Annotated in this window: 41 protein-coding genes and 1 pseudogene; 27 read left to right on the top strand and 15 right to left on the bottom strand. The window is 26.9% G+C overall.

Annotated elements, in window-relative coordinates; genetic code table 11:
• The first annotated feature begins 38 nt into the window (after window positions 1-38).
• The 5 genes from EU95_RS09895 to EU95_RS04375 all read left to right on the top strand — a co-directional run bounded on the left by EU95_RS09895 (window position 39) and on the right by EU95_RS04375 (window position 3,294).
• Window positions 39-185, top strand: a complete 147-nt coding sequence (locus tag EU95_RS09895) for a hypothetical protein (RefSeq protein ID WP_193742468.1) — start codon at window positions 39-41, stop codon at window positions 183-185.
• A gap of 71 nt (window positions 186-256) precedes the next feature.
• A complete protein-coding gene (gene petP / locus EU95_RS04360) occupies window positions 257-646 on the top strand; it encodes a cytochrome b6-f complex subunit PetP (RefSeq protein ID WP_032522172.1) in 390 nt (129 codons plus the stop codon).
• A gap of 77 nt (window positions 647-723) precedes the next feature.
• On the top strand, window positions 724-1,719 hold the full coding sequence (locus EU95_RS04365; RefSeq protein ID WP_032522171.1) for an ABC transporter ATP-binding protein: 996 nt from the start codon (window positions 724-726) through the stop codon (window positions 1,717-1,719).
• Window positions 1,709-2,503: an ABC transporter permease gene (locus tag EU95_RS04370; protein WP_052046860.1), complete on the top strand. Its 795-nt coding sequence runs from the start codon at window positions 1,709-1,711 to the stop codon at window positions 2,501-2,503. The genes EU95_RS04365 and EU95_RS04370 overlap by 11 nt, the downstream gene beginning before the upstream one ends.
• Window positions 2,500-3,294 (top strand): ABC transporter permease, encoded by a 795-nt coding sequence (locus tag EU95_RS04375; protein ID WP_032522170.1) that lies wholly within the window; start codon window positions 2,500-2,502, stop codon window positions 3,292-3,294. Before EU95_RS04370 ends, EU95_RS04375 begins: the two co-directional genes overlap by 4 nt.
• A 3-nt stretch (window positions 3,295-3,297) precedes the next feature.
• Here EU95_RS04375 and EU95_RS10090 read toward each other — a convergent pair whose 3' ends face one another.
• The 3 genes from EU95_RS10090 to EU95_RS04390 all read right to left on the bottom strand — a co-directional run bounded on the left by EU95_RS10090 (window position 3,298) and on the right by EU95_RS04390 (window position 5,006).
• Window positions 3,298-3,564, bottom strand: coding sequence for a hypothetical protein (locus tag EU95_RS10090; protein ID WP_032522168.1), 267 nt, complete (start codon window positions 3,562-3,564; stop codon window positions 3,298-3,300).
• Window positions 3,564-3,791: a hypothetical protein gene (locus EU95_RS04385; RefSeq protein ID WP_032522167.1), complete on the bottom strand. Its 228-nt coding sequence runs from the start codon at window positions 3,789-3,791 to the stop codon at window positions 3,564-3,566. The genes EU95_RS10090 and EU95_RS04385 overlap by 1 nt, the downstream gene beginning before the upstream one ends.
• Before the next feature lie 402 nt (window positions 3,792-4,193).
• Complete coding sequence (locus tag EU95_RS04390) at window positions 4,194-5,006, bottom strand: sulfite exporter TauE/SafE family protein (protein WP_032522205.1); 813 nt, start codon at window positions 5,004-5,006, stop codon at window positions 4,194-4,196.
• A 121-nt stretch (window positions 5,007-5,127) separates the two neighbouring features.
• Between EU95_RS04390 and EU95_RS0108915 the strand changes: the two genes are divergently transcribed.
• Window positions 5,128-5,469 (top strand): HNH endonuclease, encoded by a 342-nt coding sequence (locus tag EU95_RS0108915; protein WP_032522166.1) that lies wholly within the window; start codon window positions 5,128-5,130, stop codon window positions 5,467-5,469.
• Window positions 5,470-5,763: 294 nt separating this feature from the next.
• On the opposite strand, the gene EU95_RS04400 is transcribed toward EU95_RS0108915, so the two are convergent.
• Window positions 5,764-6,165, bottom strand: a complete 402-nt coding sequence (locus EU95_RS04400) for a hypothetical protein (protein WP_032522164.1) — start codon at window positions 6,163-6,165, stop codon at window positions 5,764-5,766.
• Window positions 6,166-6,343: 178 nt separating this feature from the next.
• Here EU95_RS04400 and EU95_RS04405 point away from each other — a divergent pair, with 178 nt between their 5' ends.
• The 7 genes from EU95_RS04405 to rpsU all read left to right on the top strand — a co-directional run bounded on the left by EU95_RS04405 (window position 6,344) and on the right by rpsU (window position 8,909).
• Entirely contained in the window at window positions 6,344-6,550 is a 207-nt protein-coding gene (locus EU95_RS04405; protein WP_241466722.1) for a hypothetical protein, read from the top strand.
• A 31-nt stretch (window positions 6,551-6,581) separates the two neighbouring features.
• The gene (locus tag EU95_RS04410) at window positions 6,582-6,806 is read left to right on the top strand and encodes a hypothetical protein (protein WP_032522160.1); all 225 of its coding nucleotides are present in this window, start codon (window positions 6,582-6,584) and stop codon (window positions 6,804-6,806) included.
• A gap of 224 nt (window positions 6,807-7,030) precedes the next feature.
• Window positions 7,031-7,534, top strand: coding sequence for a hypothetical protein (locus tag EU95_RS04415; protein ID WP_032522204.1), 504 nt, complete (start codon window positions 7,031-7,033; stop codon window positions 7,532-7,534).
• Window positions 7,535-7,608: 74 nt separating this feature from the next.
• On the top strand, window positions 7,609-7,794 hold the full coding sequence (locus EU95_RS0108910; RefSeq protein WP_032522203.1) for a hypothetical protein: 186 nt from the start codon (window positions 7,609-7,611) through the stop codon (window positions 7,792-7,794).
• A 1-nt stretch (window position 7,795) separates the two neighbouring features.
• Complete coding sequence (locus tag EU95_RS04420) at window positions 7,796-8,191, top strand: phosphoribosyltransferase (protein ID WP_080728112.1); 396 nt, start codon at window positions 7,796-7,798, stop codon at window positions 8,189-8,191.
• Window positions 8,188-8,646: a nucleoside 2-deoxyribosyltransferase gene (locus EU95_RS04425; protein ID WP_032522159.1), complete on the top strand. Its 459-nt coding sequence runs from the start codon at window positions 8,188-8,190 to the stop codon at window positions 8,644-8,646. The genes EU95_RS04420 and EU95_RS04425 overlap by 4 nt, the downstream gene beginning before the upstream one ends.
• 86 nt (window positions 8,647-8,732) lie before the next feature.
• Complete coding sequence (rpsU, locus tag EU95_RS04430; protein ID WP_032522158.1) at window positions 8,733-8,909, top strand: 30S ribosomal protein S21; 177 nt, start codon at window positions 8,733-8,735, stop codon at window positions 8,907-8,909.
• A gap of 75 nt (window positions 8,910-8,984) precedes the next feature.
• Here rpsU and EU95_RS04435 read toward each other — a convergent pair whose 3' ends face one another.
• On the bottom strand, window positions 8,985-9,323 hold the full coding sequence (locus EU95_RS04435; protein ID WP_032522157.1) for a helix-hairpin-helix domain-containing protein: 339 nt from the start codon (window positions 9,321-9,323) through the stop codon (window positions 8,985-8,987).
• Between the two features lie 267 nt (window positions 9,324-9,590).
• Here EU95_RS04435 and EU95_RS04440 point away from each other — a divergent pair, with 267 nt between their 5' ends.
• A complete protein-coding gene (locus EU95_RS04440) occupies window positions 9,591-10,187 on the top strand; it encodes a uridine kinase family protein (protein ID WP_032522156.1) in 597 nt (198 codons plus the stop codon).
• Here the strand turns inward: EU95_RS04440 and EU95_RS04445 are convergent.
• Together EU95_RS04445 and EU95_RS04450 are read right to left on the bottom strand one after the other, a co-directional pair.
• A complete protein-coding gene (locus EU95_RS04445) occupies window positions 10,176-11,342 on the bottom strand; it encodes an NAD(P)-binding protein (RefSeq protein WP_032522154.1) in 1,167 nt (388 codons plus the stop codon). The two genes, EU95_RS04440 and EU95_RS04445, sit on opposite strands and share 12 nt — an antisense overlap.
• Window positions 11,343-11,361: 19 nt before the next feature.
• Complete coding sequence (locus EU95_RS04450; protein ID WP_032522153.1) at window positions 11,362-12,165, bottom strand: hypothetical protein; 804 nt, start codon at window positions 12,163-12,165, stop codon at window positions 11,362-11,364.
• Between the two features lie 434 nt (window positions 12,166-12,599).
• Between EU95_RS04450 and EU95_RS04455 the strand changes: the two genes are divergently transcribed.
• Window positions 12,600-13,004 carry a hypothetical protein gene (locus EU95_RS04455; RefSeq protein WP_032522152.1) on the top strand — a complete coding sequence of 135 codons (405 nt, stop codon included), beginning with the start codon at window positions 12,600-12,602 and terminating at the stop codon, window positions 13,002-13,004.
• 19 nt (window positions 13,005-13,023) lie between these two features.
• Here EU95_RS04455 and EU95_RS04460 read toward each other — a convergent pair whose 3' ends face one another.
• Window positions 13,024-13,704, bottom strand: a complete 681-nt coding sequence (locus EU95_RS04460) for a peptidase E (protein ID WP_032522151.1) — start codon at window positions 13,702-13,704, stop codon at window positions 13,024-13,026.
• Between the two features lie 20 nt (window positions 13,705-13,724).
• Between EU95_RS04460 and EU95_RS04465 the strand changes: the two genes are divergently transcribed.
• The 4 genes from EU95_RS04465 (at window position 13,725) to EU95_RS04475 (ending at window position 15,194) form a co-directional block, all read left to right on the top strand.
• Window positions 13,725-14,195: a GNAT family N-acetyltransferase gene (locus EU95_RS04465; protein WP_032522150.1), complete on the top strand. Its 471-nt coding sequence runs from the start codon at window positions 13,725-13,727 to the stop codon at window positions 14,193-14,195.
• 2 nt (window positions 14,196-14,197) lie between these two features.
• Window positions 14,198-14,521, top strand: coding sequence for a hypothetical protein (locus EU95_RS04470; protein ID WP_032522149.1), 324 nt, complete (start codon window positions 14,198-14,200; stop codon window positions 14,519-14,521).
• Between the two features lie 114 nt (window positions 14,522-14,635).
• The gene (locus tag EU95_RS09890; protein ID WP_167315823.1) at window positions 14,636-14,785 is read left to right on the top strand and encodes a hypothetical protein; all 150 of its coding nucleotides are present in this window, start codon (window positions 14,636-14,638) and stop codon (window positions 14,783-14,785) included.
• A 91-nt stretch (window positions 14,786-14,876) separates the two neighbouring features.
• Window positions 14,877-15,194: a DUF3303 domain-containing protein gene (locus tag EU95_RS04475; RefSeq protein WP_032522148.1), complete on the top strand. Its 318-nt coding sequence runs from the start codon at window positions 14,877-14,879 to the stop codon at window positions 15,192-15,194.
• Window positions 15,195-15,615: 421 nt separating this feature from the next.
• Here EU95_RS04475 and EU95_RS0108905 read toward each other — a convergent pair whose 3' ends face one another.
• Together EU95_RS0108905 and EU95_RS0108900 are read right to left on the bottom strand one after the other, a co-directional pair.
• Window positions 15,616-15,885 carry a hypothetical protein gene (locus EU95_RS0108905; RefSeq protein ID WP_032522146.1) on the bottom strand — a complete coding sequence of 90 codons (270 nt, stop codon included), beginning with the start codon at window positions 15,883-15,885 and terminating at the stop codon, window positions 15,616-15,618.
• A 104-nt stretch (window positions 15,886-15,989) separates the two neighbouring features.
• Window positions 15,990-16,127 carry a hypothetical protein gene (locus EU95_RS0108900; protein ID WP_002806597.1) on the bottom strand — a complete coding sequence of 46 codons (138 nt, stop codon included), beginning with the start codon at window positions 16,125-16,127 and terminating at the stop codon, window positions 15,990-15,992.
• Window positions 16,128-16,327: 200 nt separating this feature from the next.
• On the opposite strand from EU95_RS0108900, the gene EU95_RS04485 reads away from it, so the two are divergent.
• The 6 genes from EU95_RS04485 to pepN all read left to right on the top strand — a co-directional run bounded on the left by EU95_RS04485 (window position 16,328) and on the right by pepN (window position 21,227).
• On the top strand, window positions 16,328-16,708 hold the full coding sequence (locus EU95_RS04485) for a DCC1-like thiol-disulfide oxidoreductase family protein (protein ID WP_032522143.1): 381 nt from the start codon (window positions 16,328-16,330) through the stop codon (window positions 16,706-16,708).
• A gap of 106 nt (window positions 16,709-16,814) precedes the next feature.
• Complete coding sequence (locus EU95_RS04490; protein WP_011818521.1) at window positions 16,815-17,000, top strand: hypothetical protein; 186 nt, start codon at window positions 16,815-16,817, stop codon at window positions 16,998-17,000.
• A gap of 45 nt (window positions 17,001-17,045) precedes the next feature.
• Window positions 17,046-17,348: a hypothetical protein gene (locus tag EU95_RS04495; protein ID WP_032522141.1), complete on the top strand. Its 303-nt coding sequence runs from the start codon at window positions 17,046-17,048 to the stop codon at window positions 17,346-17,348.
• Window positions 17,349-17,417: 69 nt separating this feature from the next.
• On the top strand, window positions 17,418-18,134 hold the full coding sequence (locus EU95_RS04500; protein ID WP_032522140.1) for an MBL fold metallo-hydrolase: 717 nt from the start codon (window positions 17,418-17,420) through the stop codon (window positions 18,132-18,134).
• 150 nt (window positions 18,135-18,284) lie between these two features.
• Complete coding sequence (locus tag EU95_RS04505; protein WP_032522139.1) at window positions 18,285-18,563, top strand: hypothetical protein; 279 nt, start codon at window positions 18,285-18,287, stop codon at window positions 18,561-18,563.
• A gap of 57 nt (window positions 18,564-18,620) precedes the next feature.
• Window positions 18,621-21,227 (top strand): aminopeptidase N, encoded by a 2,607-nt coding sequence (pepN, locus tag EU95_RS04510; protein WP_032522138.1) that lies wholly within the window; start codon window positions 18,621-18,623, stop codon window positions 21,225-21,227.
• A 14-nt stretch (window positions 21,228-21,241) separates the two neighbouring features.
• Here pepN and EU95_RS10085 read toward each other — a convergent pair whose 3' ends face one another.
• On the bottom strand, window positions 21,242-21,463 hold the full coding sequence (locus EU95_RS10085; protein ID WP_032522137.1) for a hypothetical protein: 222 nt from the start codon (window positions 21,461-21,463) through the stop codon (window positions 21,242-21,244).
• A 165-nt stretch (window positions 21,464-21,628) separates the two neighbouring features.
• On the opposite strand from EU95_RS10085, the gene EU95_RS04520 reads away from it, so the two are divergent.
• A complete protein-coding gene (locus tag EU95_RS04520; protein ID WP_032522136.1) occupies window positions 21,629-21,790 on the top strand; it encodes a hypothetical protein in 162 nt (53 codons plus the stop codon).
• A gap of 14 nt (window positions 21,791-21,804) precedes the next feature.
• Here the strand turns inward: EU95_RS04520 and EU95_RS04525 are convergent, their stop codons facing one another.
• The 3 genes from EU95_RS04525 to EU95_RS04535 form a co-directional block, all read right to left on the bottom strand.
• Complete coding sequence (locus tag EU95_RS04525) at window positions 21,805-22,005, bottom strand: hypothetical protein (protein WP_032522135.1); 201 nt, start codon at window positions 22,003-22,005, stop codon at window positions 21,805-21,807.
• 93 nt (window positions 22,006-22,098) lie between these two features.
• Window positions 22,099-23,274 carry a formate-dependent phosphoribosylglycinamide formyltransferase gene (gene purT / locus EU95_RS04530; protein ID WP_032522134.1) on the bottom strand — a complete coding sequence of 392 codons (1,176 nt, stop codon included), beginning with the start codon at window positions 23,272-23,274 and terminating at the stop codon, window positions 22,099-22,101.
• A gap of 11 nt (window positions 23,275-23,285) precedes the next feature.
• Entirely contained in the window at window positions 23,286-23,528 is a 243-nt protein-coding gene (locus EU95_RS04535) for a hypothetical protein (RefSeq protein WP_032522200.1), read from the bottom strand.
• 145 nt (window positions 23,529-23,673) lie between these two features.
• On the opposite strand from EU95_RS04535, the gene EU95_RS04540 reads away from it, so the two are divergent.
• The gene (locus EU95_RS04540; RefSeq protein ID WP_032522133.1) at window positions 23,674-24,153 is read left to right on the top strand and encodes a glutathione peroxidase; all 480 of its coding nucleotides are present in this window, start codon (window positions 23,674-23,676) and stop codon (window positions 24,151-24,153) included.
• Between the two features lie 137 nt (window positions 24,154-24,290).
• On the opposite strand, the pseudogene EU95_RS0108895 reads toward EU95_RS04540, so the two are convergent.
• Window positions 24,291-24,572, bottom strand: a pseudogene (locus EU95_RS0108895) (hypothetical protein); the annotation flags it as partial.

Raw genomic sequence — 24,572 nt, 5'->3', positions numbered from 1 at the left:
TCTTTAAGGTAAAGTAACATTCATTAATTTATAAATTCATGCAGAATTTGCTTCAGCGTGATCTAGGTTCAAGCTTATTATCAATAGCTGTTATTCTGGGTTGGTTTGGACTATTTTTTGTCTTCTTGAGAATATTAACAATTTCAATAAAAAGAATCCTTGAAGTATTATTCAAAAAGTCATAATTATTGAAATAAGTCAATAATTCTGAATTAATCGCATAAATCTTCTATCACTAAGTATGATAACCTAAAAAATGTCAATTTTAGATAAGGCTAAAATAGGGAGTTCAGTTCAGGTAAATTTAGAACTATCTAAGGATAGACTTACCAAAGAAACTATTGATGCAATAAATATTTCTTCATTGGGTAAGATAAGTGATTTCAGAATAACTGATGGTAAAGGTATTGGAGTTGTCTTGATATTATCCAATGGAAAAGAGCAATGGTTTTTTGAAGATGAAATTGATCTTCTCGACAAAAATGGTAATGTAATTAAAAAAAATAATGTTAAAAAAGAAAATAGTAATTTTATATTTAATTTTTTAAAAGGATTAAATTATGAAAACAAAAATAAGGTAAGCGAGTTATTAAATCCAATTAACTTTTTCATCTGGCTTGTTGTATCTTTTAAAGATATTTTTTAATTCGTTAAAAAATTTTCTAAAATAAAAATAATTTAACTATTTATTTAAATATATAACTTTAGTAATTAAATCTTTAAATGGTACAAAATATTATCGATGTAAAAAATTTATCTAAGTCATTTGATATTTCTTCCAAAGAACCAGGATTAAAAGGAACAATTAAACATTTTTTTAGAAGACAAACAAAAAGTTTAAAAGTTATAAAAGATATAAGTTTTGAAATTAAAGAAGGAGAGATAGTAGGTTTTTTAGGTGCTAATGGAGCAGGGAAAACAACAATATTAAAAATGCTTTGTGGCTTAATTTATCCAAGTGAAGGTTCGATTTTGGTTTCAGGTTACTTACCTTTCAGGAGAAAAGAAAATTTCCTAAAGAATATCACCTTAATAATGGGACAAAAGCAACAGCTTATCTGGGATCTTCCGCCAATTGAATCATTCTATTTGAATGCATCAATATATGACTTAGATAAGTTCGAAGCTAAAAAGAGAATAAAAAAGCTATCGGAAATGCTTGAAATTGATGAAGAGCTATACATACCTGTTAGGAAACTTTCACTAGGTCAGCGTATGAAGTCAGAATTACTAGCAGCTTTGATACATGAACCAAATATTCTATTTTTAGACGAGCCTACACTTGGATTAGATATTAATGCACAGAGAAATTTAAGAAAATTCCTTCAAAAATATAATAAGGAAACTAATGCAACGATATGCTTAACGAGCCACTATATGAAAGATATTACATCTCTATGCAAGAGAGTTATATGCGTCCACCAAGGGGCGATATCATATGATGGAAAACTTGACCTATTATTAAAAAAACTATCTCCCGTTAAAGAAATATTAATAGTTTGTCGCTCAGAAGACGATGCAATTAAATTAGGAAATTCCGGTTTTACTGTTAAAAATAAAATAAAGAATGAAATCACTATAAAAATTGAAAACAAATCTATTACCTCTTCACTAAAAACTATCCTAAATAATTTTGATATTTTAGACCTTTTTATAAATGAACCACCTATAGATGAAATTATTGGGAAGGTATTAATCAAAAAAGACTATGATATCTAATTTGATTAACAGTAAAATATTCACCTTATTAAAAGTCCAATATTCAAACATGTTGGAATATAGGGTAGAAATTGCATTATGGGCAATTTCAGGGATTATTCCTTTTTTCATGTTGAACATTTGGACAAATAATAATCTGAATGAATCCATAAACATTAGTGATGTTATGCTTTCTAGGTATTTCTTATGTGCTTTTTTTGTAAGGCAGTTTTCTGTAGTTTGGGTTGTATTTAGTTTTGAAGAGGATTCTCTTTTGGGGAAAGTATCTCCTTATTTAATCCAACCTTTAAATCCATTTTTTAGATATTTTGCACAACATCTTGCTGAACAAATAACAAGATTTCCTTTCGCACTAATAATCGCATTTTTCTTTTTTATTTTTAATCCAGAAAGTATATGGATTCCAAATTTAAGTCTTTTACTATTATCGATAGTATCTACTTTCTTATCCTTCTTGATTCAATTTTTAATACAGTCAATAGTTGCATGTCTATGTTTCTGGACAGAGAAAGCATCATCGATAGAAAGATTGTTATTTATTCCAACTTTATTTCTTTCAGGTCTTTTAGCTCCAGTAGTTTCATTTCCCGCATATGTTAAATCTTGGATTTATTTAACTCCTTTTCCATATCTAATTGATTTCCCTGCGAACTTATTATCTGGTAATGAAACAAATATTAGTGGAGGCTTAAGTATGCAAATTCTATGGATTTTTATACTTTTCCCATTATTTAAGAAAATCTGGTCTGAAGGAACGAAAAAATATACAGCTATGGGGTCATGAATTTAAGAAAATATCTAAAAGTTTATAAAAAATTCTTACATACTTCTTTGGCTTCTGAATTGGAGTATAAGACAAATATATTAGTTGATTTAATTACTGCAATTTTAAGTTTAATAGGGAGTATTTTTCTATTATCTATTTTCTTTCAAAATAATGGATATATTGGAGGGTGGAAATTTGAACAGGCACTAATAATTCAAGGTATTTATACAATTTTGAATGGAATAACAAATACATGGTTCAATCCTAATCTTACAGAAATAGTTAAACACATAAGGGAAGGAACATTAGACTTCGTACTTATAAAACCTATTGATAGTCAATTTTTTATTTCATTAAAAAAAATAAACCCATCTGGATTTTTAGAAATAATGCTTGGATTTTTGTTGTTGTTCTTCTGCATAAGAATAAATCAAATAAATTTAAATTTAAGTTTTATGACCCTATCCTTGATTACGATAAGCTGCTCAATTTGTATTTTATATAGTCTATGGTTTTTTATCTCAACTACTACTATTTGGTTTGTTAAGACTTGGAATGCAACAGAAGTATTAAGATCATTCCTTTATATTGGAAGATTTCCTCTAAATTCATTTTCATTTTCTTTAAGAATTTTTTTCAGTATTTTCATTCCTATTGCTTTCATAACTACAATTCCTTCTGAAGTTTTTCTTGGACTTTCTCAATTTTGGAAAATATTGCTTGAAGTTATTGTTGCTTCAGTATTTCTTATAACTTCAAGAAAGTTCTGGTTATTTGCATTAAAATTTTATACATCTGCATCTAGCTAATTATTATTTTATAGAGTCCCTGCAAAATTCCCAAATTTGTTGTTTACTTTTCAAATTAGAAAGCCTAGATAATTTCTTAAAATTAGGTTTAGATTTCTCAACAGATAAAAGTCTACAGCCGTATTCAATTTTATAATTTCTAGATATGATTCCTAATTTGAGTGCTACGTCACAAAGGATAATTATTAAAGTGATAAAAAAAAATATACCAATAAATTGTAAAAATGATTTTGAATAATTTTCTTTTTCAGTTTTTAATTCAAACTTCATTACTTAACTATATGCTGAGGGCACTTAACTGCAGCAATAGCAACAGCAACAACTTTAAAATTTTCTGACTTTTCAATAACCTTTTTAACCTCTAATGGTCCAAATTTATTACTTGCATCACTGTAAGAGAGAAGTAAAGATTTATAGTTATCATGACCAAGATTTCTATACTCACAGAAATTATCACCAACATAATTCAAAAGAGTTAGTAAAGTTAATTCAATCATTAAATCTTTTTACTAGCAAAGTTATTACGAATGATACTGTGCAGGACATTTTTAACAAGTAAAATTACCATAAAACATTTGAAATCATAAAATAAGATTTTTACTCATAAATTTTAAAATTACAAAAATATTTCGAAATTTTTAAATTTCCAAGGAAGAAAACCATAGAAGCACTACCTGTAGTGTTTATAGTTGGTAAGAGTTGCGCTACAGATAGGGGGTTGCATTTTTTATGAAATTGGTTTAAAAATAAGTTTCCCCATCACCCGGCCTCGCATATGTGAGGCTTTTTTTTTGGATTTAAAATAAGGTCTCTCAAAAAGTAATAATTAATTTATTTTTTCAATTAATAAAAATGCTTTAGACTTTTTTTATCAAATTGTACTGCTATTCTCAATTAATTTATAAAAAACTTTTTATGGATTTAATCAATAAGCTAATACCAACCAAAATACAAACTGTTGTAAAAGTTTTCTTAATTAGTATATTCCCTTTTAATTTTGACAGGTGAGCTCCGAAATATCCTCCTGTAAAGGAACCAATTATTAATACTATCAATATATTTGAAGGAACCGATCCTATTCTTGCCAAAAAAACTGCTCCGACAAAATTCCAAAAAATTCCAACAGTAAAGAATGTCATACTTATAGCTCGAAGAAAATCCATTTCAAAAGTTTTTATTAATAGTATTGTTACGAGCAATCCTGTTCCTGAAGAAATAGAACCATTTAAAATACCTATAAGGAATATAAAAATTAGAAATCTAATTTTATGAACAAAATTAAGCTTATTATTCCCAGATGACAACCCTAAATCTGGCTTAAGGAATGAGTAAAAAGCTAATAGTATTGATAATATTCCTAAAATTAAGTACAAATACTTTTCTGATATGTACTCAACTATTAAAGACCCTAAAATTACTCCTGGTAATCCATAAATTAAAATTTGCCAAGCAACACTCATATCATTACCTAAAGATTTGTAATTTCTTAATGAACCACCTATCCCTAGAGCTACTGTTGCTAATTTATGGCTAGCCAGAGCTTGATAATAAGGGATTCCAGATAAAATCAATGCTGGCAATTGTAATAATCCTGCTCCTCCTCCAGAAATCGCTGAGAACGTATTAGAAAAAAAGGATATCAAAAAGATATAAAAACTTTCAAATATGTGATGATCAATACTCTCCATTGATATTGTCAGTAGATAAGGGATAAAATACAAAACTTACTATTTAAATAATTAAAAAAATATTAAGACTTATAAAATCTTATTTTATCTTTTTCAATCAAATTTAAAAAAAACTGTTATTATCAAAAAAATTTTCAAGAATACTATGCATAGTCAGGATGCAATTTACCTTGATCAGTTTTGTCCTAAAATAAGTAATAAAAATTGGAGAGAGTCACTTAATAAACTCACTAAGTTTAAATGTATTTATTGTGGTAACCCTTCAGAATCACTTGATCACCTTCATCCAATGTCAAAAGGTGGTATTAGCAGTACAAGCAATTGTGTCCCATGTTGTTTGTCATGTAATGGTAAGAAATCAGATTCAGAAGTTCTTAGTTGGTACAGAAAACAAAATTTTTATGATCCTCGAAGGGCTATGGCGATACGAGCATGGTTTAATGATGATTTAAAACTAGCGGCAGTTCTTTTGAAATACTTAAATTAAACAATAAAATGATTATTTAATTGAGCATTAGAAAAATATTTTTGTATTTAGTTGGATATGATCTTCCTATTTTGGTAAATTATGAATATTTACTTAAATTATACTTTTACTTTCTGAATTTATTTTATTACTATAAACCCTAATATTAGAATAATCATCTTTCCACATTATTGGCGATTCTATAACCTTTCTCTCTGGGGACTTTATTGAAAAAATTAATCCAAACACAAAAAGAATAGTAATCAATATTATAGTCAATACTAATTTGTCTGAAATATTATTCATTAACCCAATTTATCTTGAAAAATTTTTATCAGGAGTGGTTTTTTCGTAAATTTCTAGAAAATATGATTTAAAATAATCAACTCCCTCCTTTCCAATTAATCCAAATGACCATCCACAATCATTTACTACTTGCAATGAAATTTGATTAGCCAAGTCACTCTTCTCAATCCATTTTTTCTGTGGATTGTAAGAGAAAGATATAATGTTTTCAGTTTTTACAATGGCTGATTTCATTGCTTCATCTTTAGAAAAACCATTTTGAATAGCATTGCAATATTTCTTAGAGAAATTATTAGAGATCCTATTTTGTAGCAAACTAACACTAGGATCTGACGTATCAAAAGCAAAACCTATTGCAGGTCTCAATTGAAAAAATATAATTAAAAGTAAGACAAAAAAGAATTTTAACAAACGCTATTAATCAATATTTATAATTAATATAATAGTATTTTAAAATTGTCTTTTCAATTAAATCTGATAATTATTAAAACCAAATTAAATTTCAATTTATTAAAAATTAAAAGTATTGCGATAAGTTCAGTAATAATAGTCAGAGGTTTATTTGACTACTTATATGTACGAATCATTGATGACATTGCTATTTTTTCCTGATTGGACAAATGGACTACCTTCAGATTTCTTACTACTTCACTTTTTTGTAGGAGCTGTGATTTTTCCATTCAACATGATTCATGCTAAAGCAAGAAAATTTGACAGTCAAAACCCACAGGAAGCAGCTAATGGTTATAAAAATTCAGATAATGTTTCATTTTTTGGTTACGAGGAAATCAATTAGATTTCCAATTCTTTAAGGAATTAGTTTATTGATGATAATTGCCCTTAATTCAGCTTTAGATCTCAAAATTTTTAGTCCTAGTGAACCCATAGGAATATTAATCATTTTTTTAGGGTTAATATTTACTGGTATGATTTTCTACATTATTTATGCCGTAAGTACTAATAAAGAATCACTAGAAGATAAAAAAATAAGAACTAAAAGAGAGTACTTGCAAAAAGAGAAAATAGGAAAATTGTTTCCTAAGAAAAAATAAATTTAATTGTTTTATTACTATAAAGGTATTTATTAATATTGTTAATGATCAAATCAGTAGGATCCAAAAACATAAGTTTTAGTTCTCTTAAATCAAACATTTGGTTAAAAAATCTATATTAACAACAAAAACATTTTTACGAGGAGTTTATTTTGTTAATTGCAAAGGAAAATTATTTTCATATCAAGCAAAAAATGTTAAAAATGGGAAAAATAATTCAAATCTTGCAGAATTCACCTCAATATCTATTTCTTGCTAGTGGAGTAAATAATGGAGAAGGTTTTTGGATTATAGGAATAAAAAATTGCGATGAAAATATTTCTGAGGATGAAAATCTTTTAGATTGTCATAGAAAAGAATTATTAGGTAATGAATCAGCAAAAGATATTCTTTTAGCTATAAATCTAAACGTAAATAATTTATTAAATGAACTAAGAAACAAAAATCATTTAATGGAAAGACCTTCAATGGGAATTTCATTTGATATACCTTTAGAAATCTTGGAAAATATCTTTGATTTTTGGTTAGAAATTTATAAAAATCAAGAAGCCTGGGAAACTTGTCTAGGTCTTCTTAAAGTTAGGAAAAGGATTCCTCTTACAAACCTAATTGAAAGCGAAAGTTTAAAGGGTAACTCAAAAAAATGGGCTATAAAAATTGAAACTTTACATACCTATGTTCCTTCTTCACTTAGAATTGAAAAATTAAATAATCCCATGTGGGAATAATTTTATCTTTAAATACTCAAAATATTTACTTCGTTGGAAATTTAAGTAAAAATAAAATAATTAATAATTTAAATATGAATAAACCCTATTCTTTTAGTATCGATCAAATGAACGGGATTGTAGAGGATACATACTCCAAGATAATAAATGAATGTGAAAATTTAAAAAAAAATACCAAATGTCCAAATGAGCAAGTAGTAGCACTATTAAGTGTAATTGCTTCAAATTATGCAACTACAAAAGAAAAAAAAGAAAATTAAGATGATTAATTATTTTTCCTGGAGCGAATTTGATAAGAGCGTAGAACAAATTGCTAATAAATGTAGTTTTAAGAAGTTTTCTGGTATATATGGAGTTCCTCGTGGTGGATTATGTCTTGCTGTAGCACTAAGCCATAAATTAAAAATTAAATTAATTTCAGAACCAATAAAAAATTCATTAATAGTAGACGATGTTTATGAAACTGGTCTTACATTAACTAACTTCAAGGATATAGAAGGAGCAATGTTTTTTGTCTTATTTAGTAAAATCAAACCTATATGGTGGAATACAGTATTTATATCAAAAAAAAGCGAATGGATAGTTTTCCCCTGGGAAAATACTTCAAATTCAAAAAGTGACCGCGAAGAGTACATCAAAAAAAGAGGTTTAAATTGAGAAAGAAATTATATTTAGCAAATCCATATGGATTTTCAAAACAAACAAAAACACTTTTAAATGAATTTATTGAAATCTTCAATGATTTAAATGTAGAAGTATTTGAACCTTTTGAGAGAACAAAACCTTTAACTCATCAAGAAAATGAATGGGCATATGACGTTGCAATAAGTAATTTCAATGATTTAAAAGAATGTGATTGTATTTTTGCGATTGTTAATGGAAATCCACCAGACGAAGGTGTAATGATCGAATTGGGTATCGCAATTGCTCTAAAAAAGGCAATCTTTTTATTCAGGGATGATTTTAGAAATTGTTCCGATAGCGATCATTACCCATTGAATCTAATGTTATTTCTTGGACTGCCAAAAGATGATTGGGGAAAATATTATTTTGAATCATTACAAGATATAAAAAGTAATGAAAAAAGATTTGTTGAGTGGGCAAAAAAATAAGCCAAATAAAGCATAAATCGTTCAGTCAAAGTTTTAAGTTTAAAATTATCTATTGAGGTGCTAGAATAATTTTTATTTAGAAAATTTTGACACAGGTAACAGTTGGAGAGAACGAGGGAATTGAGTCTGCCCTTAGAAGATTTAAAAGACAAGTATCTAAATCTGGGATTTTTGCAGATTTGAAAAGACTTAGGCATCACGAAACTCCCATTGAAAAATACAAAAGAAAGTTGCAACAGAGAAGAAAAGCTAAGAGAAGATGATTTTGTAAAAGTCCATAAAAATTTTACAAAACGTTAATATTACTACTTTTAATTTTAGAAAGGTTAAAAATATAACTATTTGAGCTTTTTAAGCTTCTTAACAAGATTTATTCCAACTCCTGATACAGCAAGAAGATCTTTTTCATCTGCAGCAATAACTGCTTTTGTTGTTTTAAATCCTGCCTCATACAAAGCTTTTGCACTTTTTGCTCCAACACCAGGAAGTGTGGTTAAAGTTTCAATATTTTTTTTAGAATTAACCGATTTGGTTTTTGTTTTTGTTTTTGTTTTTGTTTTTGTTTTTGAAGTTTTTGCAGACTTAGTTGCTTTTTTTTCTTTCTTTAAAGGAGCATCAACAGATACCGAACTTTTAAATAGAACTGATTTTAGTTTGCTTAGAAATTTTGAAATCATTGGATTATATAAGTAATAAAATTATCTCTCTAATTTAATATTATCAATTTTCGAGAGAAATTAGTAATAAAAAATAGCTAATTGAATAGAAATAATTTACTTACAATTATATAAAGACACATATTTTTTAGTAATGCAAGCTTTCAACCAATTGCAAAGGTATTAATATAAGTCTAAAAATTAAAAAAAAAAAAAAATGTACTTTCAAAAATTAAACGTTTTTTTTAATAGTAAAGTTAAAGTCTTAATAAATAGCAGATATTAAAAATGAAGCTTATATTTATAAGTGGTCCCTCTGGGAGTGGTAAAACAACTTTATCTAATAAATTTATAAAAAAAAATAAAAATGGCTTTGTTTTAAGTACCGACAATTATTATAAAACAGGGTTAATAAGTATAATACTATCAAAATTTATAGAAGGTTTTTTTGATAGAAGTATAAGTTTCAACTGTAAACTATTAAAAAAAGATTTTGATTTTATCTATAAACATGGGCTTTCATTAAATGATCGTTATTATAATTTCGAAAAGAAATCAATTAAAAAAACTTTAAAGAAAACAAATAATATTAGTTTTTTAATTGTTGAAGGTATTTTTGCCAAAGAATTCGCAAACACTTTAAATATTCAGAATTATTATTTTTTAGAAATAAAAAATAAAAAAAATGAGTGTATGAAAAGAGTTCTAAAAAGAGATTTAAAAGAAAGAGGTAAGAATAAAAAACAAGCTGAAAATGACTTCTTAAAATCTTGGGACATTTATTACGAAAAATTCAAAGCAAATAGCATAAACAAAAATAAAAATAAATTTATTATTAGAAAAAAATCTGATGTAGATGACATTATGAAAATATTATTTAATTAAACCATTAATTTTTTCCTCTAATATTAAAGCACTTAAAATTGATCCTTCAATTCTACCAAATCCTTCTCCTTCAAACCAGTCTCCACAAAATCCAATTCTATATTTTCTACTAAATTGTAAAGATAATGGGACGCCAATTCCAGAAGGTTGCGAAGCTCTCCATTTCATAATAGAGATTTCATCATCAAAAGTTAATTTATTTACTACAGAATTATTTTCAAAAAGTTTATTGAAATTTGTAATTATTTTTTGTTTAAAAACTTTTTCATGTTTTGCATTCATATAAGAATTAATAAATTCAATATTTTTTGTATGTACTACAATTCCTAATTTATTATTATCTTGCCGCTGAAAAATAATTCTTTCAAATTTATATTTATTTTCTAAATTTTTTCTTAAAAAAAAATACCTTTGTTTTTTAGAATAAAAATCTTTATAACTATAATTTTCATTTGTATATATTAAAAAAGATAACCTAGGAATAAATGATTGTTCTGATAAATAATTTAATATTAAATCTATTTTTTTATCATGATTTAAAGGAATAGCCTTTCTTAGTGGAATTTGATTTATATTTAATATTTTCAATGACCTTTTATGTAGCAACAAATTAGTTGAACAAATAAGATATTTAGATTTAAATTCGCAACCATTTTTTGATGTTAGTAACCATTCCTTATTATTAAACTTCAAATCAACTATTAAAGTTTCAAAGAAAAAATCAATTTTCCCCTTTAAATTATTAGAATCGATTATCTTTTGCGCTAATTGACTCATAGAACCTAATGGTAGATAATTAATCCCGCAAGAAAATTCAGATTTTTTTTGTTTTTCTGAATTAAAATTTTGATTTAGAAAAAATATATCTGAGTCGTCAATTTTAATAAATTTATTTTCCAATAATTCATCAATATAACTTTTTAATAGAAGATTATTTTTACTATTTGATATATTAAAATTTGGAGCCCCATGGTTAAGTTTCCATCCATTAAATCTTTTGCTTATTCTTGTACTTGATCTCCCTCCAAGTCCACGACCAATTTCAATTAATGCAATTTTTTTTGAAATATTATTTTTTAGATACTTCGATGCGAAAACACATGCAGATATTCCCCCACCTATTATTACTAAGTCATATCTAAAATCACTCTTCATAATTATCTATTGGCAGAAATTATCTTTCATTTTCTAAAAAACTATAAACTAAATCAAGTTTCTCTGATGATGAAAAATCAGATTCAATTACAGGAGTAATATTATTTTTTTTATAAAAACTAACTAAATCTTTTGTGAAATCAAAAAAATTCTCTAAGGAATATAAACATTCTTTAGATATATATACCTCTTTCCAAGGACGAAATTTAAAGCGCGCTATAAATTGTTTAGAGGGAATAAATAAACTTCCAAATAGATTTAATTTTTCTTCTTTTGCTACGTACTTAAGATGAGTCACCTCATTCTGAAGAACATTAATATCTGTGCCATATTGAAACCAAATTGAATTTATTAATCCTGTTGAAATTTTTCTTGCGAACCTTTCTCTTTCTGTAGAAATCTTATAATATTTTTTTAAGTATGGATTGTAGGCTATACCTAATTTAACTTTTAAATTTTTTTCTTTTTGTAAATGAGCTAATGCATCTATTGAATTAAAGTTTTTTTTCTTATTTGATCCTGACACAAGAAGAATTTCATAATTTTTATTAGCGTGAGAATTTTTAACAAATTCTAAAAAATCCTGATATGATTTATTTCTGTTTTTTGAATATTGATGAAAAAGACTATAATGATAAGTTACATTTAATGGATGAAAGTTTTTGGATATATAATTAATAGTTGAACTAAATAATTCTTTCTTAATAAGACCTTTACATGGAATATTGATATTTTTAATGTTATTTGATCTGCAGAAATTAAGTTTTTTTTCTAGCTGAGATATATTTTTAAATGATAATTCAAATCTTATATTATCGTTCATTAGTTAGTAGTAATACTTAATCCATAAACATATTAACGAAAACACGCATCTGCTACGATTCTTATTTTTAAAGTTTTCTTTTCATTCCTACTCTTTAGAAAATAAATGAGGGAATATCTATTGGAGCTTTTAAAGAAATTTTATCTTCTGCAGATTTTGAAATTTTGATTAAAACATTTCTAATTTTCTGGTATTACAAACACCAGGCAAGCATAAATAAAGACCTACAAAAAATATCGGAAAAATAAAAACAAAAAATCTTCATAACAAATAAAATTTTTCATTTTACTAATTAACATAAATAAAAAAGAAAGATAAAATTTTAATAGAAAATAATTAACAAATTATTTCCTTTCTTCTTTTAGCAAATATATATCCATCAAAGATTTTAATGAACTCGAGAGGTTAGAATATCAAAAAGTATTATTTTGAATATGGCTAGCCAAGATTATCTAATTGCAATAGCTTTAATAGAGCAAAACCTTGTTAGAGCAATGCCTCTTGGAGGTAAGGAAATTAAAGATAATTTAGAGAAATCAGAAAATTTTAAGAAACTTGGAGAAGAGGTGATTTTAAATCTCCTATTAAGAGTTTTCCAAAGAAGTGATGAGGGTGCTTTAAAAAGGGCTTCTGAAGAAAAAGGTTTACTACTTGTTCATATGCATCCTAAAAGGATGCAGAAAGAGCTTCCATTTATTAAATCCGAATGGATAAGAGATGGCGATACACAACAATTTTTAAAATACCTTGGAAATCTTTCCAAAGAAGTATGGACTGCATCATTTGTAAAGTACAAAGGTATTGAATTTACTTCAATCTCAAAAAATGAAGAGATATAAAATAATATATATTCTTTAATTAAAGGATTTCTTTCTTTAAAGTATTATTTTCCTTATAGACTCTAAAACTCTTTCTACCATTACCAAAATCTATTGAAGAATATTCATTATTATTTTTTATGTGAAAGGCACAATTCCCCTCTATACAAATACACGATTTAATAATTTCCTTATTGATGAGATCATTAACATAAGGTTCCCTCTCTTTTTCTTCATCGAAATGCGGGCAAGCAATACCTTCAATTATGCCTAAGCAATCGATTATGGCTAATTCATTAGCATAAGAATCAGTTATTCCTTTATCAAACCAACAAATAGCCCCAGCACTTACACCACTCATTACAATTCCTTTATCATAAGCATTTCGCAAAATTTTATTTAGATTCCATTCTTTCCAGACAGCTAACATACTTTTTGTATTCCCTCCGCCAACATAAATAATGTCTTGAGTTAAAACTTTCTCTTCTAAGTTTTCTGTCCGCGAGAAGAAATCAATATGGCTTGTTATACAATCAAGTTTAGAAAAAGCTCTATAAAAATTTAATTTGTACAAACTACTATCTCCAGATGCTGTTGGAATAAAGCAAATTTTAGGTCTTTTTTTATTACTTAAAGAAACTATATATTTTTCAATTTCAAGAGACCCTAATGAACGACCAAAACCTCCTCCGCCAATTGCGAATATATTTTTATTAGGCATATTAGATAAAAGATCTTTATATGAATTTAAGACAAATTACCATAAAAGATCAACTAGAATTAAAGAAGGTTTATTTTGATTCAATTCAATATTTAGATGAAAAAATTTATAGTCAAGAACAAAAAAGAGCATGGTCAAGCCAAGCATGGAATAACCCAAATTTTAATAAGTCAATAATTAAAGGGAAAGGATGGCTTATAAGTAAAGAAGGAATTATTATTGCTTTTGCCACAAGATATCCCACCGACAGAATTGCGTTATTTTACTGTAAAAGTAAATTCCAAAGAAAAGGCTTTGGCTCTAAGTTACTTCATAAATTAGAAGATGAAGCTAAGAAAGAAGGTTTAGATTATCTTTATACTGAAGCAAGCTTAATAAGTTATAAATTATTTCTTAAAAATAAATGGAAAATTATACGTAAAGAAAAAGTTAATATAAATAAAAATTTTTTTGAAAGATATAAAATGTCTAAAATTATAAAAACTCATTAATAATGTCTGGCAAAAGCAAAGGATTAATTCTGATTCAAAGAGTTCTAGTTTGGACGTTATACTTTTATTCAGGATTTATACTTTATTCAAACCAAGGTATTTTACCTTCATTGATAATTACTTTCTCAAGAATTATTTATCCATTATCTATTTTTTGGTTACAAATAAGAATTAAAAAAAGAACCAATTTTCTGCCTATTGATGCAAAAATGACAACTTCGCAATTGTGGTTCAATTTATTACCCGTTATTGCATCTCTATTAACTGTAATTTTTTCTTTAACTAATTCTTTTTTATATATCTTAGGAAAAATAATTAATTCTTAAATAAAAAAATAATCATCTATTAGCCTTAGAAATTTCTCTCATAAAAAACATAATGTAAAGAAATTTGTCTTTTACTCATATTTGTTTAAATTTTAAATAGTGATCAATAAAATCATGAAAAATATTTCATTAAAGGGAAATATTAATTTTGATAAAAAAAAAGATATAAATGATTATGAATTATTCTCTTTAAAAATCACAGATAGCTTGTATAAAAAAGATATTGGAAAATTCCTTGAGACTCTATCCTCTCACTTTATTTAGGTAAATATTCTTTTTCTGATCTTCAAATTCAAACAGTCCAACTAATAAATAAGTATTTGAGGGATAATAAGGAAAACCTAAAGAATACCTAATGCAATTATTTCTTGCTGACTGCCAATTCCCAGATATTGAGAACCAAGTGAAAGCTTATCAATTATTTGTAGAAGCTTGGGAAAACGGCGAAATTGCAAAATCAGATAAAACAGATAAATTTGAGATGTTATTTAGAGTTCATGCTCCAGGTGAGGGCAGGGTAGTCTGTTTATGTAAGGCACAGAGTGATAAAGAAATTTTTGAGCATTTTGCTCCTTGGAGAGCTAAATTTGGCATTCATATGGAATTTACGCCTGTAATAAGTTGTCAAAATATTGTTGATTACCATAAAAATCTGTTCAAAACTTTAGGGTAATTAGCTAAATCTAAAATTTATCGTGATTAAACCTTTTTCTAATCTTATTTATAAAAAAAAAGATAGCAATTTTTCTGCTTTAAAAAGTAAGCTCAAGAAAGAAGAAAATGTCAAATCTAAACCATTAATAATATTTGGTTTTATCATCTCATTAACTTCTATTTTTTTACTTTTATTCACCATTAATAATAAATTTGGGTGATATATAGGTAATTAGAACTTTTACCTAGCAACAAATATGTTCTACTATAAATAAAAAATAACTAACTAAATGGCGTTTAACGAAGGGGGGATGGCATCAGGCCTCCTTATAATCGCAGTATCAATAGTTTTTGCTGCCGGTTTTGGATTTTTAGTCTTACATTTTATCCCTGGAACCCCATTTTAGGTTATCCAACCCTAAATTAATTAATAAAATATCTTAAACATTAACAGTTTCTAAATCCTGCATTTGATTATCATCAGCATTAGATTTATTCTTTAATCTATAAGCATATACTAAAGATCCTAAAGCTATGGTACTAGAGGCAAAAATCCCCGAAATGAGTATCAAGGCAAAAAGGCCTCCTATTAGTCCACCTTTTAATCTAAGCAAATTTGATTTAATTAAAAGTATTGATAAAAAAACAATAGTGGCTTTAAGAGAAGAGATTTTCAAAAAAGCAAATGGATACAAAGGATTTAACAACATTTTTTGGCAGAATATGAATTAATTTAATTCTAAAAATAAATTTTAAAAAACGCATAAAAAAAGACTCAAATGAGTCTTTTAAAATCTATATTAAATTTGATGATTTATGCATCAGGATCAAAATTCTTTAAGTTTGGACCTGCCACAAGACCAACAAGACCAAAAAGTACTAAAGAACCAATTCCAAAGCCTGCTGCCCATGGATTGAAACCACCTAAAGCAAAAGAAGCTAATAAATTCATGATTTTAAAACATAATATCTCCGAGTTAGCATACAGATTTTTATGAAAAATATAACTATATTGAGACATTTCTTCGTAATTATGAGAATTTTTTATCTATCCAATTATTAGAAATCCACAAAATTTTTATTATTTGTTTTATTATCAAGTCATAAATATTTTGTTGGCGCACTTTAATACCATCAAAAATTTTTTTTCTAATGAATTCTAACTATACATTTATTTATGATGGAGAATGCCCATTCTGCAATCATTTTGCTGAGCTTCTGGAGATCAGAAGTAAGATAACTAATATTAAAATTCTTGATGGTCGTAAAAATTTAACTCTTATTAAATCCCTCATAGAGAAAGGCTATGACTTAGATAAAGGAGCTATTCTCCTGAAAGATGAAGACATCTTTCATGGGGCAGATGCAATTAATACTATTTGCAAAAAAATAAATAATCCCTCAAGTAATTTACTTTTATTACTTTCTAGAGTGTTTAAATCAAATAATCGAACAAAGGTGATATTTCCGTTATTAATCAGAGCCAGAAGATTCGCATTGATATCAAAAGGGATATCAACATCATTAGTTTAAAAATAAAAATTATCTAAATAATTAATAACATATTTATAAGCTTCTGTATCAATCAATGATAATTGATTATTTCTTAGCTAGAACTAGGTTGTGATTCTAAATTTTAATGATAGAAAACTTCAATCCCTTTATTTCATTGGGTGGTGATAACCAAAAAGTTAATCATATGGCTGAAGCAGCACTTGAAATGAATTTAACCTGCAATGATTTAAAGAAGGATTTAAATTTAACTGATGGAGATGTAGTGGATATGTTACAACTAGTCATGGATAGGTTTAAAAATAGTAATTAAGTCTATATCTTTATCAATTAATCAATATATATAAAACATTTATTAATGAAGACAGTACAAATTGAGTTTTCAAAATATGAATCAGTTAACTTTTTATGGTCTGAATTAATAGAAGATTACGGATTTGATAGAGCCAGAAAAATAGTTTCTCAAGCAATTGACCTACAAAAAATGAATGGAAAGAAAAATAACACCATGCCAATTATATTTTCAGGTACAGGAGGTTTAGCACTAATACCAATACAAATGCTAGAAAAAGAAGACTTTAAGATTAGTTATAAAGATAATCAAGTTTTAATATTTAACCTAAAAAGAAAGTCATTTCAAATTTTAAATGAAGCAAACTAATAAATTAAATTAGTAATTTCTCGATAAAGCCAAATTTATTCTATTATCAAATAAAACAATTCAGTTATAATGGCTTTTGAAGCAACCTACCTTGGATCAAATGGTTGGCTTATAAAATTTCAAAAAACCAACTTGATTATTGATCCTTGGCTAAAAGGAGATTTAATATTTCCTCCAGGTGAGTGGTTTTTTAAGGGATCATTAGAAGAAGAAATACTAATAGATAATGAAATTGATATTATCTTATTAACTCAAGGACTACCTGATCACTGTCACGTCCCAACATTAGAAATGTTTAGGAAAGATATTCCTATAATTTGCCCTAAAAGTGCTATTGAAACATTAGAAAAAATTGGTTTTAGTTCAATAAAAATGCTTAAACCATCTGAAAAAATTAATCAATGTAATTTAAGTTTTGAAGCCACTGCTGGGGCTCCGGTACCACAAATAGAAAATGGGTATATTGTTAAAAACGATGAAGATAATGGGTTTTATATAGAACCCCATGGATATCTTGATGAAAATTTAAAAACACAAAATCTTGATGCAGTCATTACTCCTACCAAAAATTTAGAATTACCCTTACTAGGTTCTTTTGTGAAAGGTGCTGATGTAATACCTAAATTAATTAACAAATTCAATCCTAAATATATACTTTCAAGTACCGTGGGGGGAGATGCAAAATATTCAGGTTTTTTAAATAATTTTATTTCAGTTCAGGATAATGAAGAAAAATTAGATTGTGATCTTATAGATCTAAAAAGTATGCAATCTATTATGATTTAGATTGATCCAAAAGGTTTTTATTAAGTTATTCATCTTAAAAGTAAATCTATTATAAAAGGAGTTCAAAAAATTCATTCATTTTTTATTACCTCAATACTTCTTTTAGCTTTAAATAATAGCTATGTCTGTGAAAATTCAAAGCTTAATCTTGTGATAAGAAATAATATTAATGGTGACTTTTCCATAGTAGAAAAGATATCTGAGTTAAAGCCAGGAGCATTTATAAATATTGATTGGAATAAAACAAAGCTTATGCTTCCATACTCTCTAAGGAAAGACTATATTTCCTTCACAGATAAAAAATGGGACTGGAGGTACCAATTTAATGAGGACGGATCGCCTGATATTAATAACCCTTCTTTGCACGAACTACTTCCTTCTGGAGAAATTAAAACACATTTTTGTGAAACAGCAGATAATAAGGTCTAACTTATAACTTCAAAATAAGTATTCTGCATTATTAAACTTCTTAACTTCTTTGCAAATATGAACAATCCAAAAAACCAAAAGAGTATTTCTAGATATGTAAAACTTGATGATTACAAAGTTTTTGATTATGAAATTCCAGAAATTTTTTTGGACTTCGTAATTAAGAAAAGTGCAGTTAATGTAACGACAAAACTAAAATTGGTAAAAAAAAATAAGAATGCCAGAAATCTTATTCTTGATGGCACGGATATACTAATAAAAAAAATATTTATAGATGACTCACTAATAGAAGAGAAATATTACAAACAACAAAAAAATAACTTAAAAATAAAAAATATAAATAAAGACAATTTTTTATTAAAAATAGAAGGAATAATTAAACCGAAGGAAAATACATCCCTTTTAGGAATGTATGAGAGCAATGGAATTATAACTACGCAATGTGAGGCAGAAGGATTTAGAAGGATAAGTTTTCACTCTGATAGGCCTGATATTCTAAGCAAGTATACCGTGAGAATTGAGGCAGACAAGAATGATTATCCTGTCTTACTTTCAAATGGTAACGTCGTAAAAGAAAATAATCTTACAAATAATCGACATGAAATAATTTGGGAAGACCCATATCCGAAACCCTCATATCTTTTTGCATTGGTAGCAGGGAAACTTAATTGTGTAAAAGACAATTTCATAACAAAATCAAATAAAAAAATAAAAATAAATATTTATGTTGAGTATGGCGATGAAAAATATGTTCAACATGCAATAAGTTCCTTAAAGAAATCAATGAGGTGGGATGAGAATAAATATAACCTTGAATACGATTTGTCATTGTTCAATATAGTTGCAGTCAGGCACTTCAACATGGGAGCAATGGAAAATAAAAGTCTCAATATTTTCAACTCAAAACTAATATTAGCTAATTCTGAGACAACAACTGATGAGGAATTAGAGAGAATAGAGGGTGTGATTGCCCATGAATACTTCCATAATTGGACGGGGAATAGAGTGACTTGTAGGGATTGGTTTCAATTATCTCTAAAAGAAGGTTTAACAGTATTTAGAGATCAACAATTCACTGCAGACCATCATAATTATGAAATCAAGAGACTTGAGGATGCAAAATTCCTTAGAAGAAATCAATTTAGAGAGGATTCTGGTCCAACATCACATCCTGTAATGCCAGAAAAATATCAAGAAATAGACAATTTCTATACGACCACGATATATGAAAAAGGATCAGAAATAATTAGAATGCTTAACAAGCTTGTAAAAGATGAAAATTTCTATAACGGGTTTAGTAATTACATATCAACATATGATGGTAAGGCAGCAACAATAGACCAATTTGTCGATAAAATTTTAGAGCACAATAAGGAAATCAATCCTAAAAAATTTAAAGTCTGGTACAAGCAAAATGGCACGCCAAAAGTTAAATTTAAGAGAATCTGGGATGAAACAGACGAAAAACTTATAATTCAAGCCTCTCAAAGTAATCCAATAAAGAAGAACCCATATAATGATTTACCTCTAATAATTCCTATAAATCTGGCTATATTTTGCGGTAAGAATAAAACAATAGAGAAAACAGTTGTTTTAAAAACAAAAAAACAAGAATTTATTTTTAGGAATGTAAGATCTCACCTCCAAATACCTTTAGTAACTTATTTTCGAGAATTCTCTTCACCAGTTGAGTGGGAATCAGACACTACCTTGGATGAAGAATTTTTAATCTTAAAATTTGAAGAAGATTTTTTTACACTATCTAACACTATGAAAGTATTTTATAAAAAAATCATTTTATACCGATTAGAAGAAAAACCAGATCATAAAGTTGAAAAAAAATTAATAAGCACCTTAATGTCATTTATAAAAAATAAAGATATTAATTTATCACTTTTATCAGAATTACTAAGTATTCCAACATTTGCTGAAATCGAATCAGAGATGGAAAATATAGACCCTTTAAAAATATATAAAACTATTGACGAATTAAATTATTTATTCGGTACCAAATTAAAAAAAGAATTATATTTTAAGCTTCAGGAAATAGAAAAAAATCTAAATAAAGTGTGGCCAGAAGGTAAAAACGAAAGAAAACTAATCGAAACTATTTGGAAACTACTTTTACACAGTGATGATGGGGCAATTAAAACCAAAATAATTAATTATGTCGATAGTAAGTCGATGACGCTAGCAAAAGCTGCATTAAATTCTTTCAGTAGGATTAATTGTCCTGAGAGACAGACTATTTCAAATATTTTCTTCAAAAAATGGAAAAATAATAGCGTCGTATTAGATAGTTGGTTTTCATTCAATGCATCTATAGAAACTGATGATAAAACTAGCGGTATAGAAAAATTATTTGAAAATAAGTTTTTTGATTCAAAATCACCAAACACTTTAAGAGCTATATTAAATACTTTCGTAACAACAAATAGTAATTTTCATGCAAAGGATGGTGCTGGTTATAAATATATTGCACAAAAGATAATTGACTTTGATAAATTAAATCCAATAGTGATTTCGCGTTTTGTAAAAGTATTTAGTAGATACAATTATTATTCTGAGCCTTACAAAAGTAATATGATAGAAACAATAAAGCAGATTAAAAAAAATAAACTATCAACAAATACTAAAGAAGTATTAGATGCAATGATAGAGTAATTAATTGATGATATTTAACTAAAAATAACAATAACAATTGTAAATATTAAAAATAAAATAAATATAAGATACTTATTGATAAAAATATAATCAAATACATTTTCTTTATTATCTTCATTCCACTTTTTATTTACGTATTCCTTAGTTATAAATTTATTAGGTCTGCCACAATACAAACATGTTGGAGAAGTTTTTAAAATTAAATTTTTACATTGGGGACACTTTTTTTTTTCCATAATTTAATCTTACTGAATAAAATTTAAATCAGAAACAATAAATAAAATAAGTAATTTAAATTAAATTTATTAAATTTTGAATAATTAACTATCATTGCAAAAACAAATTTTATTCAAACTATTTAAAAAAATTCAATATAATTAAAAATTAGTATTTGGTATGAAATGTTTGCTATTGCACTTGGAATGTCCCCTATCGAAAAAATCACTGTTGCAATATCTGTCTCAATTTTTTTAATTGCTTTTACATGGGTTTCAATTAAGGGGGATTTAAGAAAACTTGCTAATGAACTAATTGAAGATAATGAAAATAATCAGGATGATTAAAAAAATCTTCTAACTTACTTTGCATGCAAACTAGGATAATCAATAATATGCCTAATTTCTTTTAAAGAAGAACCATAGATTTTTTCACCATTTAAGTGAACACCAATCCATTTTTCCTTTTGATTAAAAAAATAATTTTTTGCAGTATCCCTCTTGAGATAATCATTATTACCCCAATTTAAAGTTATATCCCAACCTTTATAATTTTCTATCATTGAAAAAGAGAGTACATACTCAAATAATACCCAGAGAAACAGAGAACAAAAACGAAGGAAATAAGTATTTTTTTCGTTATTTTTTTTTAATATTTATTTTGTAAAGACTTTTATTTTACGAGCAGCTTCATCTGCATTTTTTCTAGCCAAATTAATGTCAGAATTTGATGAAAGAACAATACCCATTCTTCTGCCTTTTCTGGAAACTGGTTTTCCAAATATGAGCACTTTAGTCTTTTCAAATTCTAATGCTTCATTAACACCCGCATAAATAGGATTTATACATTCTTGATTGGAAAGTATAACTCTGGTAGCAGAGGGTTCTACTAGATCTATATATGGTATTGGTAAATTTAAAAAAGCCCTTAAATGTAATTCAAATTCATTAATATTTTGACTAACTAATGTAACCATACCGGTGTCGTGTGGTCTTGGAGATAATTCTGAAAATATAACCTCACTACCTTTTATAAAAAACTCTACTCCATATAATCCAGCTCCGTTAAGGTTATTTAAAATTTTATTTGTCATTCTCTTAGCTTCAATAATTAGAGATTCATTTATATCTATAGGTTGCCAACTACATTGATAGTCTCCATTAGATTGAAGATGTCCGATTGGTAAACAAAAAATATTTTCACCACTTTCTTTTCTTACAGTTAAAAGAGTAAACTCAAAATCAAAATTAATAAATTCTTCAATAATTACACCTTTAACATTTCCTCTTGAATTTGCTCGTGCCTGTTTCCAAGCATTTTGTAAATCGTTTTTTGTTTCAACCAAACTCTGTCCCTTTCCTGAAGAACTCATTAAAGGCTTAAGTAAAAGTGGGAATCCAATTTCATCCGCCTTTTTTTCTAAATCATCAAATTCAAAAATATAATCAAACTTTGCAGTTTTTATATTTAATTCTCTAGAAGCTAAGTCTCTAATTTTATCTCTATTCATTGTTATTTCAACAGTTCTGGCATTTGGAACAATATTGAATCCTTCATCCTCTAGTTCTTTTAAGGCCTCAATTGAAAGTGCCTCTATTTCAGGGACAACATAGTCAGGCTTAAATTCTTTTATAACATTTTTTAAAATATTTTTATCTCCCATATCAACTACTCTTGAATAATCAGCGACTTGCATTGCAGGTGCTTTTTCATATCGATCAATTGCAATAACTTCTAATCCTAATCTTTTGGATTCTATTACTAATTCTTTTCCTAGCTCTCCACTACCAAGTAATAAAATTCTCTTCTTAGAAAAAATTGAAACTTTCATATTTATTAAACTTATTCTTCATCTCGAGAATGTTGTGACGATGTATCATCTGTAATTTTTTTATTTTTAGAAAAACTAAATAAAAATTTTATATCAAACCAATTATGACTTCGAATGCTATTAGTTATTGATCTGGAAACTGCTCCTAAAAAAAAGACTCCAATCATCGCCCAAATAATTCTTTCCAAAGCAATTGAAGGTGAAAAACCTTGACCTGAATTAATAATTTCAGTAAGTGGGTCTAAAGGGTCCAAATTTAAACTGAGTAATAACATTAATTATAGAGGGTTAAAGAAATGAAAAATTAAAACTTATAAAAGAAATAATCATAACCATCAGATAATTTAAACACAAAAAAGTATATTCAATGCTATCTTCAAAGGGTAATTTCCTTTAGACATGCAAGTAGACGTACAAAATACTACTGTTCTTTCTTCAGACGGATCATCTATAAAACTTGGTGAATACTCAGGTGAAGTAATTTTAGTTGTTAATGTAGCTAGTTATTGCGGTAATACTGCTCAGTATGAAGATCTCCAAAAGCTACATGATTTATATGCAAGCAAAGGTCTAAGAATACTTGCATTCCCATGTAATGATTTCGGAAAACAAGAACCCGACTCTATTTCAGAAATAAAAGATTTTTGCACCACAAAATATGGCGTTAAGTTTGAAATCTATGAAAAAGTTCATGCTAAAGGCAACACCACAGAACCTTACACGACACTTAACAAAGTTGAACCTGAAGGAGATGTTGAATGGAATTTCGAGAAGTTTCTGATAGGAAAAGATAGTAAAGTAATTGCAAGATTCAAACCAGGTGTTAAACCTTTTGACGAAAACTTAATAGCAGCTATCGAAGTAGCTTTAGAGTCATAACAACATCTTTATAAGGTAAATTCAAATATAAAAAAATAAATAAATCCATATTTAATTAAAAATAACTAAATTATTCTCAAAAAATAAAATTATTGTTATCAATCCTGTCCAATAATCGTTTAATTTAATTTAGATTTTTATTTATTATCTGAATTAACATCTACGTCTATTGTTTCATCCTTATTTGTTTTTTTTTGTTTAATTAATTTTACTTCTGCCTCTACTGTTTCTTCTTTAACTTCACTTTCTTTTGGTTCCTCTGATTTTACTTCTGCCTCTACTGTTTCTCCTTTAACTTCACTTTCTTTTGGTTCCTCTGATTTTACTTCTGCCTCTACTGTTTCTCCTTTAACTTCACTTTCTTTTGGTTCCTCTGATTTTACTTCTGCCTCTACTGTTTCTCCTTTAACTTCACTTTC

It is taken from the genome of Prochlorococcus marinus str. MIT 9201, assembly GCF_000759955.1.
GTDB lineage: Bacteria > Cyanobacteriota > Cyanobacteriia > PCC-6307 > Cyanobiaceae > Prochlorococcus_A > Prochlorococcus_A marinus_G.
The sequence above is the reverse complement of the archived record's forward strand: the minus strand, read 5'-3'. Positions and strand labels throughout refer to the sequence as shown.

What these genes read in the sequence shown, in the direction of transcription:
- EU95_RS09895 (WP_193742468.1), top strand. Translation starts at nt 39, where the DNA reads ATGCAGAATTTGCTTCAGCGTGATCTAGGTTCAAGCTTATTATCAATA.
- petP (WP_032522172.1), top strand. Translation starts at nt 257, where the DNA reads ATGTCAATTTTAGATAAGGCTAAAATAGGGAGTTCAGTTCAGGTAAAT.
- EU95_RS04365 (WP_032522171.1), top strand. Translation starts at nt 724, where the DNA reads ATGGTACAAAATATTATCGATGTAAAAAATTTATCTAAGTCATTTGAT.
- EU95_RS04370 (WP_052046860.1), top strand. Translation starts at nt 1,709, where the DNA reads ATGATATCTAATTTGATTAACAGTAAAATATTCACCTTATTAAAAGTC.
- EU95_RS04375 (WP_032522170.1), top strand. Translation starts at nt 2,500, where the DNA reads ATGAATTTAAGAAAATATCTAAAAGTTTATAAAAAATTCTTACATACT.
- EU95_RS10090 (WP_032522168.1), bottom strand. Translation starts at nt 3,564, where the DNA reads ATGAAGTTTGAATTAAAAACTGAAAAAGAAAATTATTCAAAATCATTT.
- EU95_RS04385 (WP_032522167.1), bottom strand. Translation starts at nt 3,791, where the DNA reads ATGATTGAATTAACTTTACTAACTCTTTTGAATTATGTTGGTGATAAT.
- EU95_RS0108915 (WP_032522166.1), top strand. Translation starts at nt 5,128, where the DNA reads ATGCATAGTCAGGATGCAATTTACCTTGATCAGTTTTGTCCTAAAATA.
- EU95_RS04405 (WP_241466722.1), top strand. Translation starts at nt 6,344, where the DNA reads ATGACATTGCTATTTTTTCCTGATTGGACAAATGGACTACCTTCAGAT.
- EU95_RS04410 (WP_032522160.1), top strand. Translation starts at nt 6,582, where the DNA reads ATGATAATTGCCCTTAATTCAGCTTTAGATCTCAAAATTTTTAGTCCT.
- EU95_RS0108910 (WP_032522203.1), top strand. Translation starts at nt 7,609, where the DNA reads ATGAATAAACCCTATTCTTTTAGTATCGATCAAATGAACGGGATTGTA.
- EU95_RS04420 (WP_080728112.1), top strand. Translation starts at nt 7,796, where the DNA reads ATGATTAATTATTTTTCCTGGAGCGAATTTGATAAGAGCGTAGAACAA.
- EU95_RS04435 (WP_032522157.1), bottom strand. Translation starts at nt 9,323, where the DNA reads ATGATTTCAAAATTTCTAAGCAAACTAAAATCAGTTCTATTTAAAAGT.
- EU95_RS04440 (WP_032522156.1), top strand. Translation starts at nt 9,591, where the DNA reads ATGAAGCTTATATTTATAAGTGGTCCCTCTGGGAGTGGTAAAACAACT.
- EU95_RS04445 (WP_032522154.1), bottom strand. Translation starts at nt 11,342, where the DNA reads ATGAAGAGTGATTTTAGATATGACTTAGTAATAATAGGTGGGGGAATA.
- EU95_RS04450 (WP_032522153.1), bottom strand. Translation starts at nt 12,165, where the DNA reads ATGAACGATAATATAAGATTTGAATTATCATTTAAAAATATATCTCAG.
- EU95_RS04455 (WP_032522152.1), top strand. Translation starts at nt 12,600, where the DNA reads ATGGCTAGCCAAGATTATCTAATTGCAATAGCTTTAATAGAGCAAAAC.
- EU95_RS04460 (WP_032522151.1), bottom strand. Translation starts at nt 13,704, where the DNA reads ATGCCTAATAAAAATATATTCGCAATTGGCGGAGGAGGTTTTGGTCGT.
- EU95_RS04465 (WP_032522150.1), top strand. Translation starts at nt 13,725, where the DNA reads ATGAATTTAAGACAAATTACCATAAAAGATCAACTAGAATTAAAGAAG.
- EU95_RS04470 (WP_032522149.1), top strand. Translation starts at nt 14,198, where the DNA reads ATGTCTGGCAAAAGCAAAGGATTAATTCTGATTCAAAGAGTTCTAGTT.
- EU95_RS09890 (WP_167315823.1), top strand. Translation starts at nt 14,636, where the DNA reads ATGAAAAATATTTCATTAAAGGGAAATATTAATTTTGATAAAAAAAAA.
- EU95_RS04475 (WP_032522148.1), top strand. Translation starts at nt 14,877, where the DNA reads ATGCAATTATTTCTTGCTGACTGCCAATTCCCAGATATTGAGAACCAA.
- EU95_RS0108905 (WP_032522146.1), bottom strand. Translation starts at nt 15,885, where the DNA reads ATGTTGTTAAATCCTTTGTATCCATTTGCTTTTTTGAAAATCTCTTCT.
- EU95_RS0108900 (WP_002806597.1), bottom strand. Translation starts at nt 16,127, where the DNA reads ATGAATTTATTAGCTTCTTTTGCTTTAGGTGGTTTCAATCCATGGGCA.
- EU95_RS04485 (WP_032522143.1), top strand. Translation starts at nt 16,328, where the DNA reads ATGAATTCTAACTATACATTTATTTATGATGGAGAATGCCCATTCTGC.
- EU95_RS04490 (WP_011818521.1), top strand. Translation starts at nt 16,815, where the DNA reads ATGATAGAAAACTTCAATCCCTTTATTTCATTGGGTGGTGATAACCAA.
- EU95_RS04495 (WP_032522141.1), top strand. Translation starts at nt 17,046, where the DNA reads ATGAAGACAGTACAAATTGAGTTTTCAAAATATGAATCAGTTAACTTT.
- EU95_RS04500 (WP_032522140.1), top strand. Translation starts at nt 17,418, where the DNA reads ATGGCTTTTGAAGCAACCTACCTTGGATCAAATGGTTGGCTTATAAAA.
- pepN (WP_032522138.1), top strand. Translation starts at nt 18,621, where the DNA reads ATGAACAATCCAAAAAACCAAAAGAGTATTTCTAGATATGTAAAACTT.
- EU95_RS10085 (WP_032522137.1), bottom strand. Translation starts at nt 21,463, where the DNA reads ATGGAAAAAAAAAAGTGTCCCCAATGTAAAAATTTAATTTTAAAAACT.
- EU95_RS04520 (WP_032522136.1), top strand. Translation starts at nt 21,629, where the DNA reads ATGTTTGCTATTGCACTTGGAATGTCCCCTATCGAAAAAATCACTGTT.
- EU95_RS04525 (WP_032522135.1), bottom strand. Translation starts at nt 22,005, where the DNA reads ATGATAGAAAATTATAAAGGTTGGGATATAACTTTAAATTGGGGTAAT.
- purT (WP_032522134.1), bottom strand. Translation starts at nt 23,274, where the DNA reads ATGAAAGTTTCAATTTTTTCTAAGAAGAGAATTTTATTACTTGGTAGT.
- EU95_RS04540 (WP_032522133.1), top strand. Translation starts at nt 23,674, where the DNA reads ATGCAAGTAGACGTACAAAATACTACTGTTCTTTCTTCAGACGGATCA.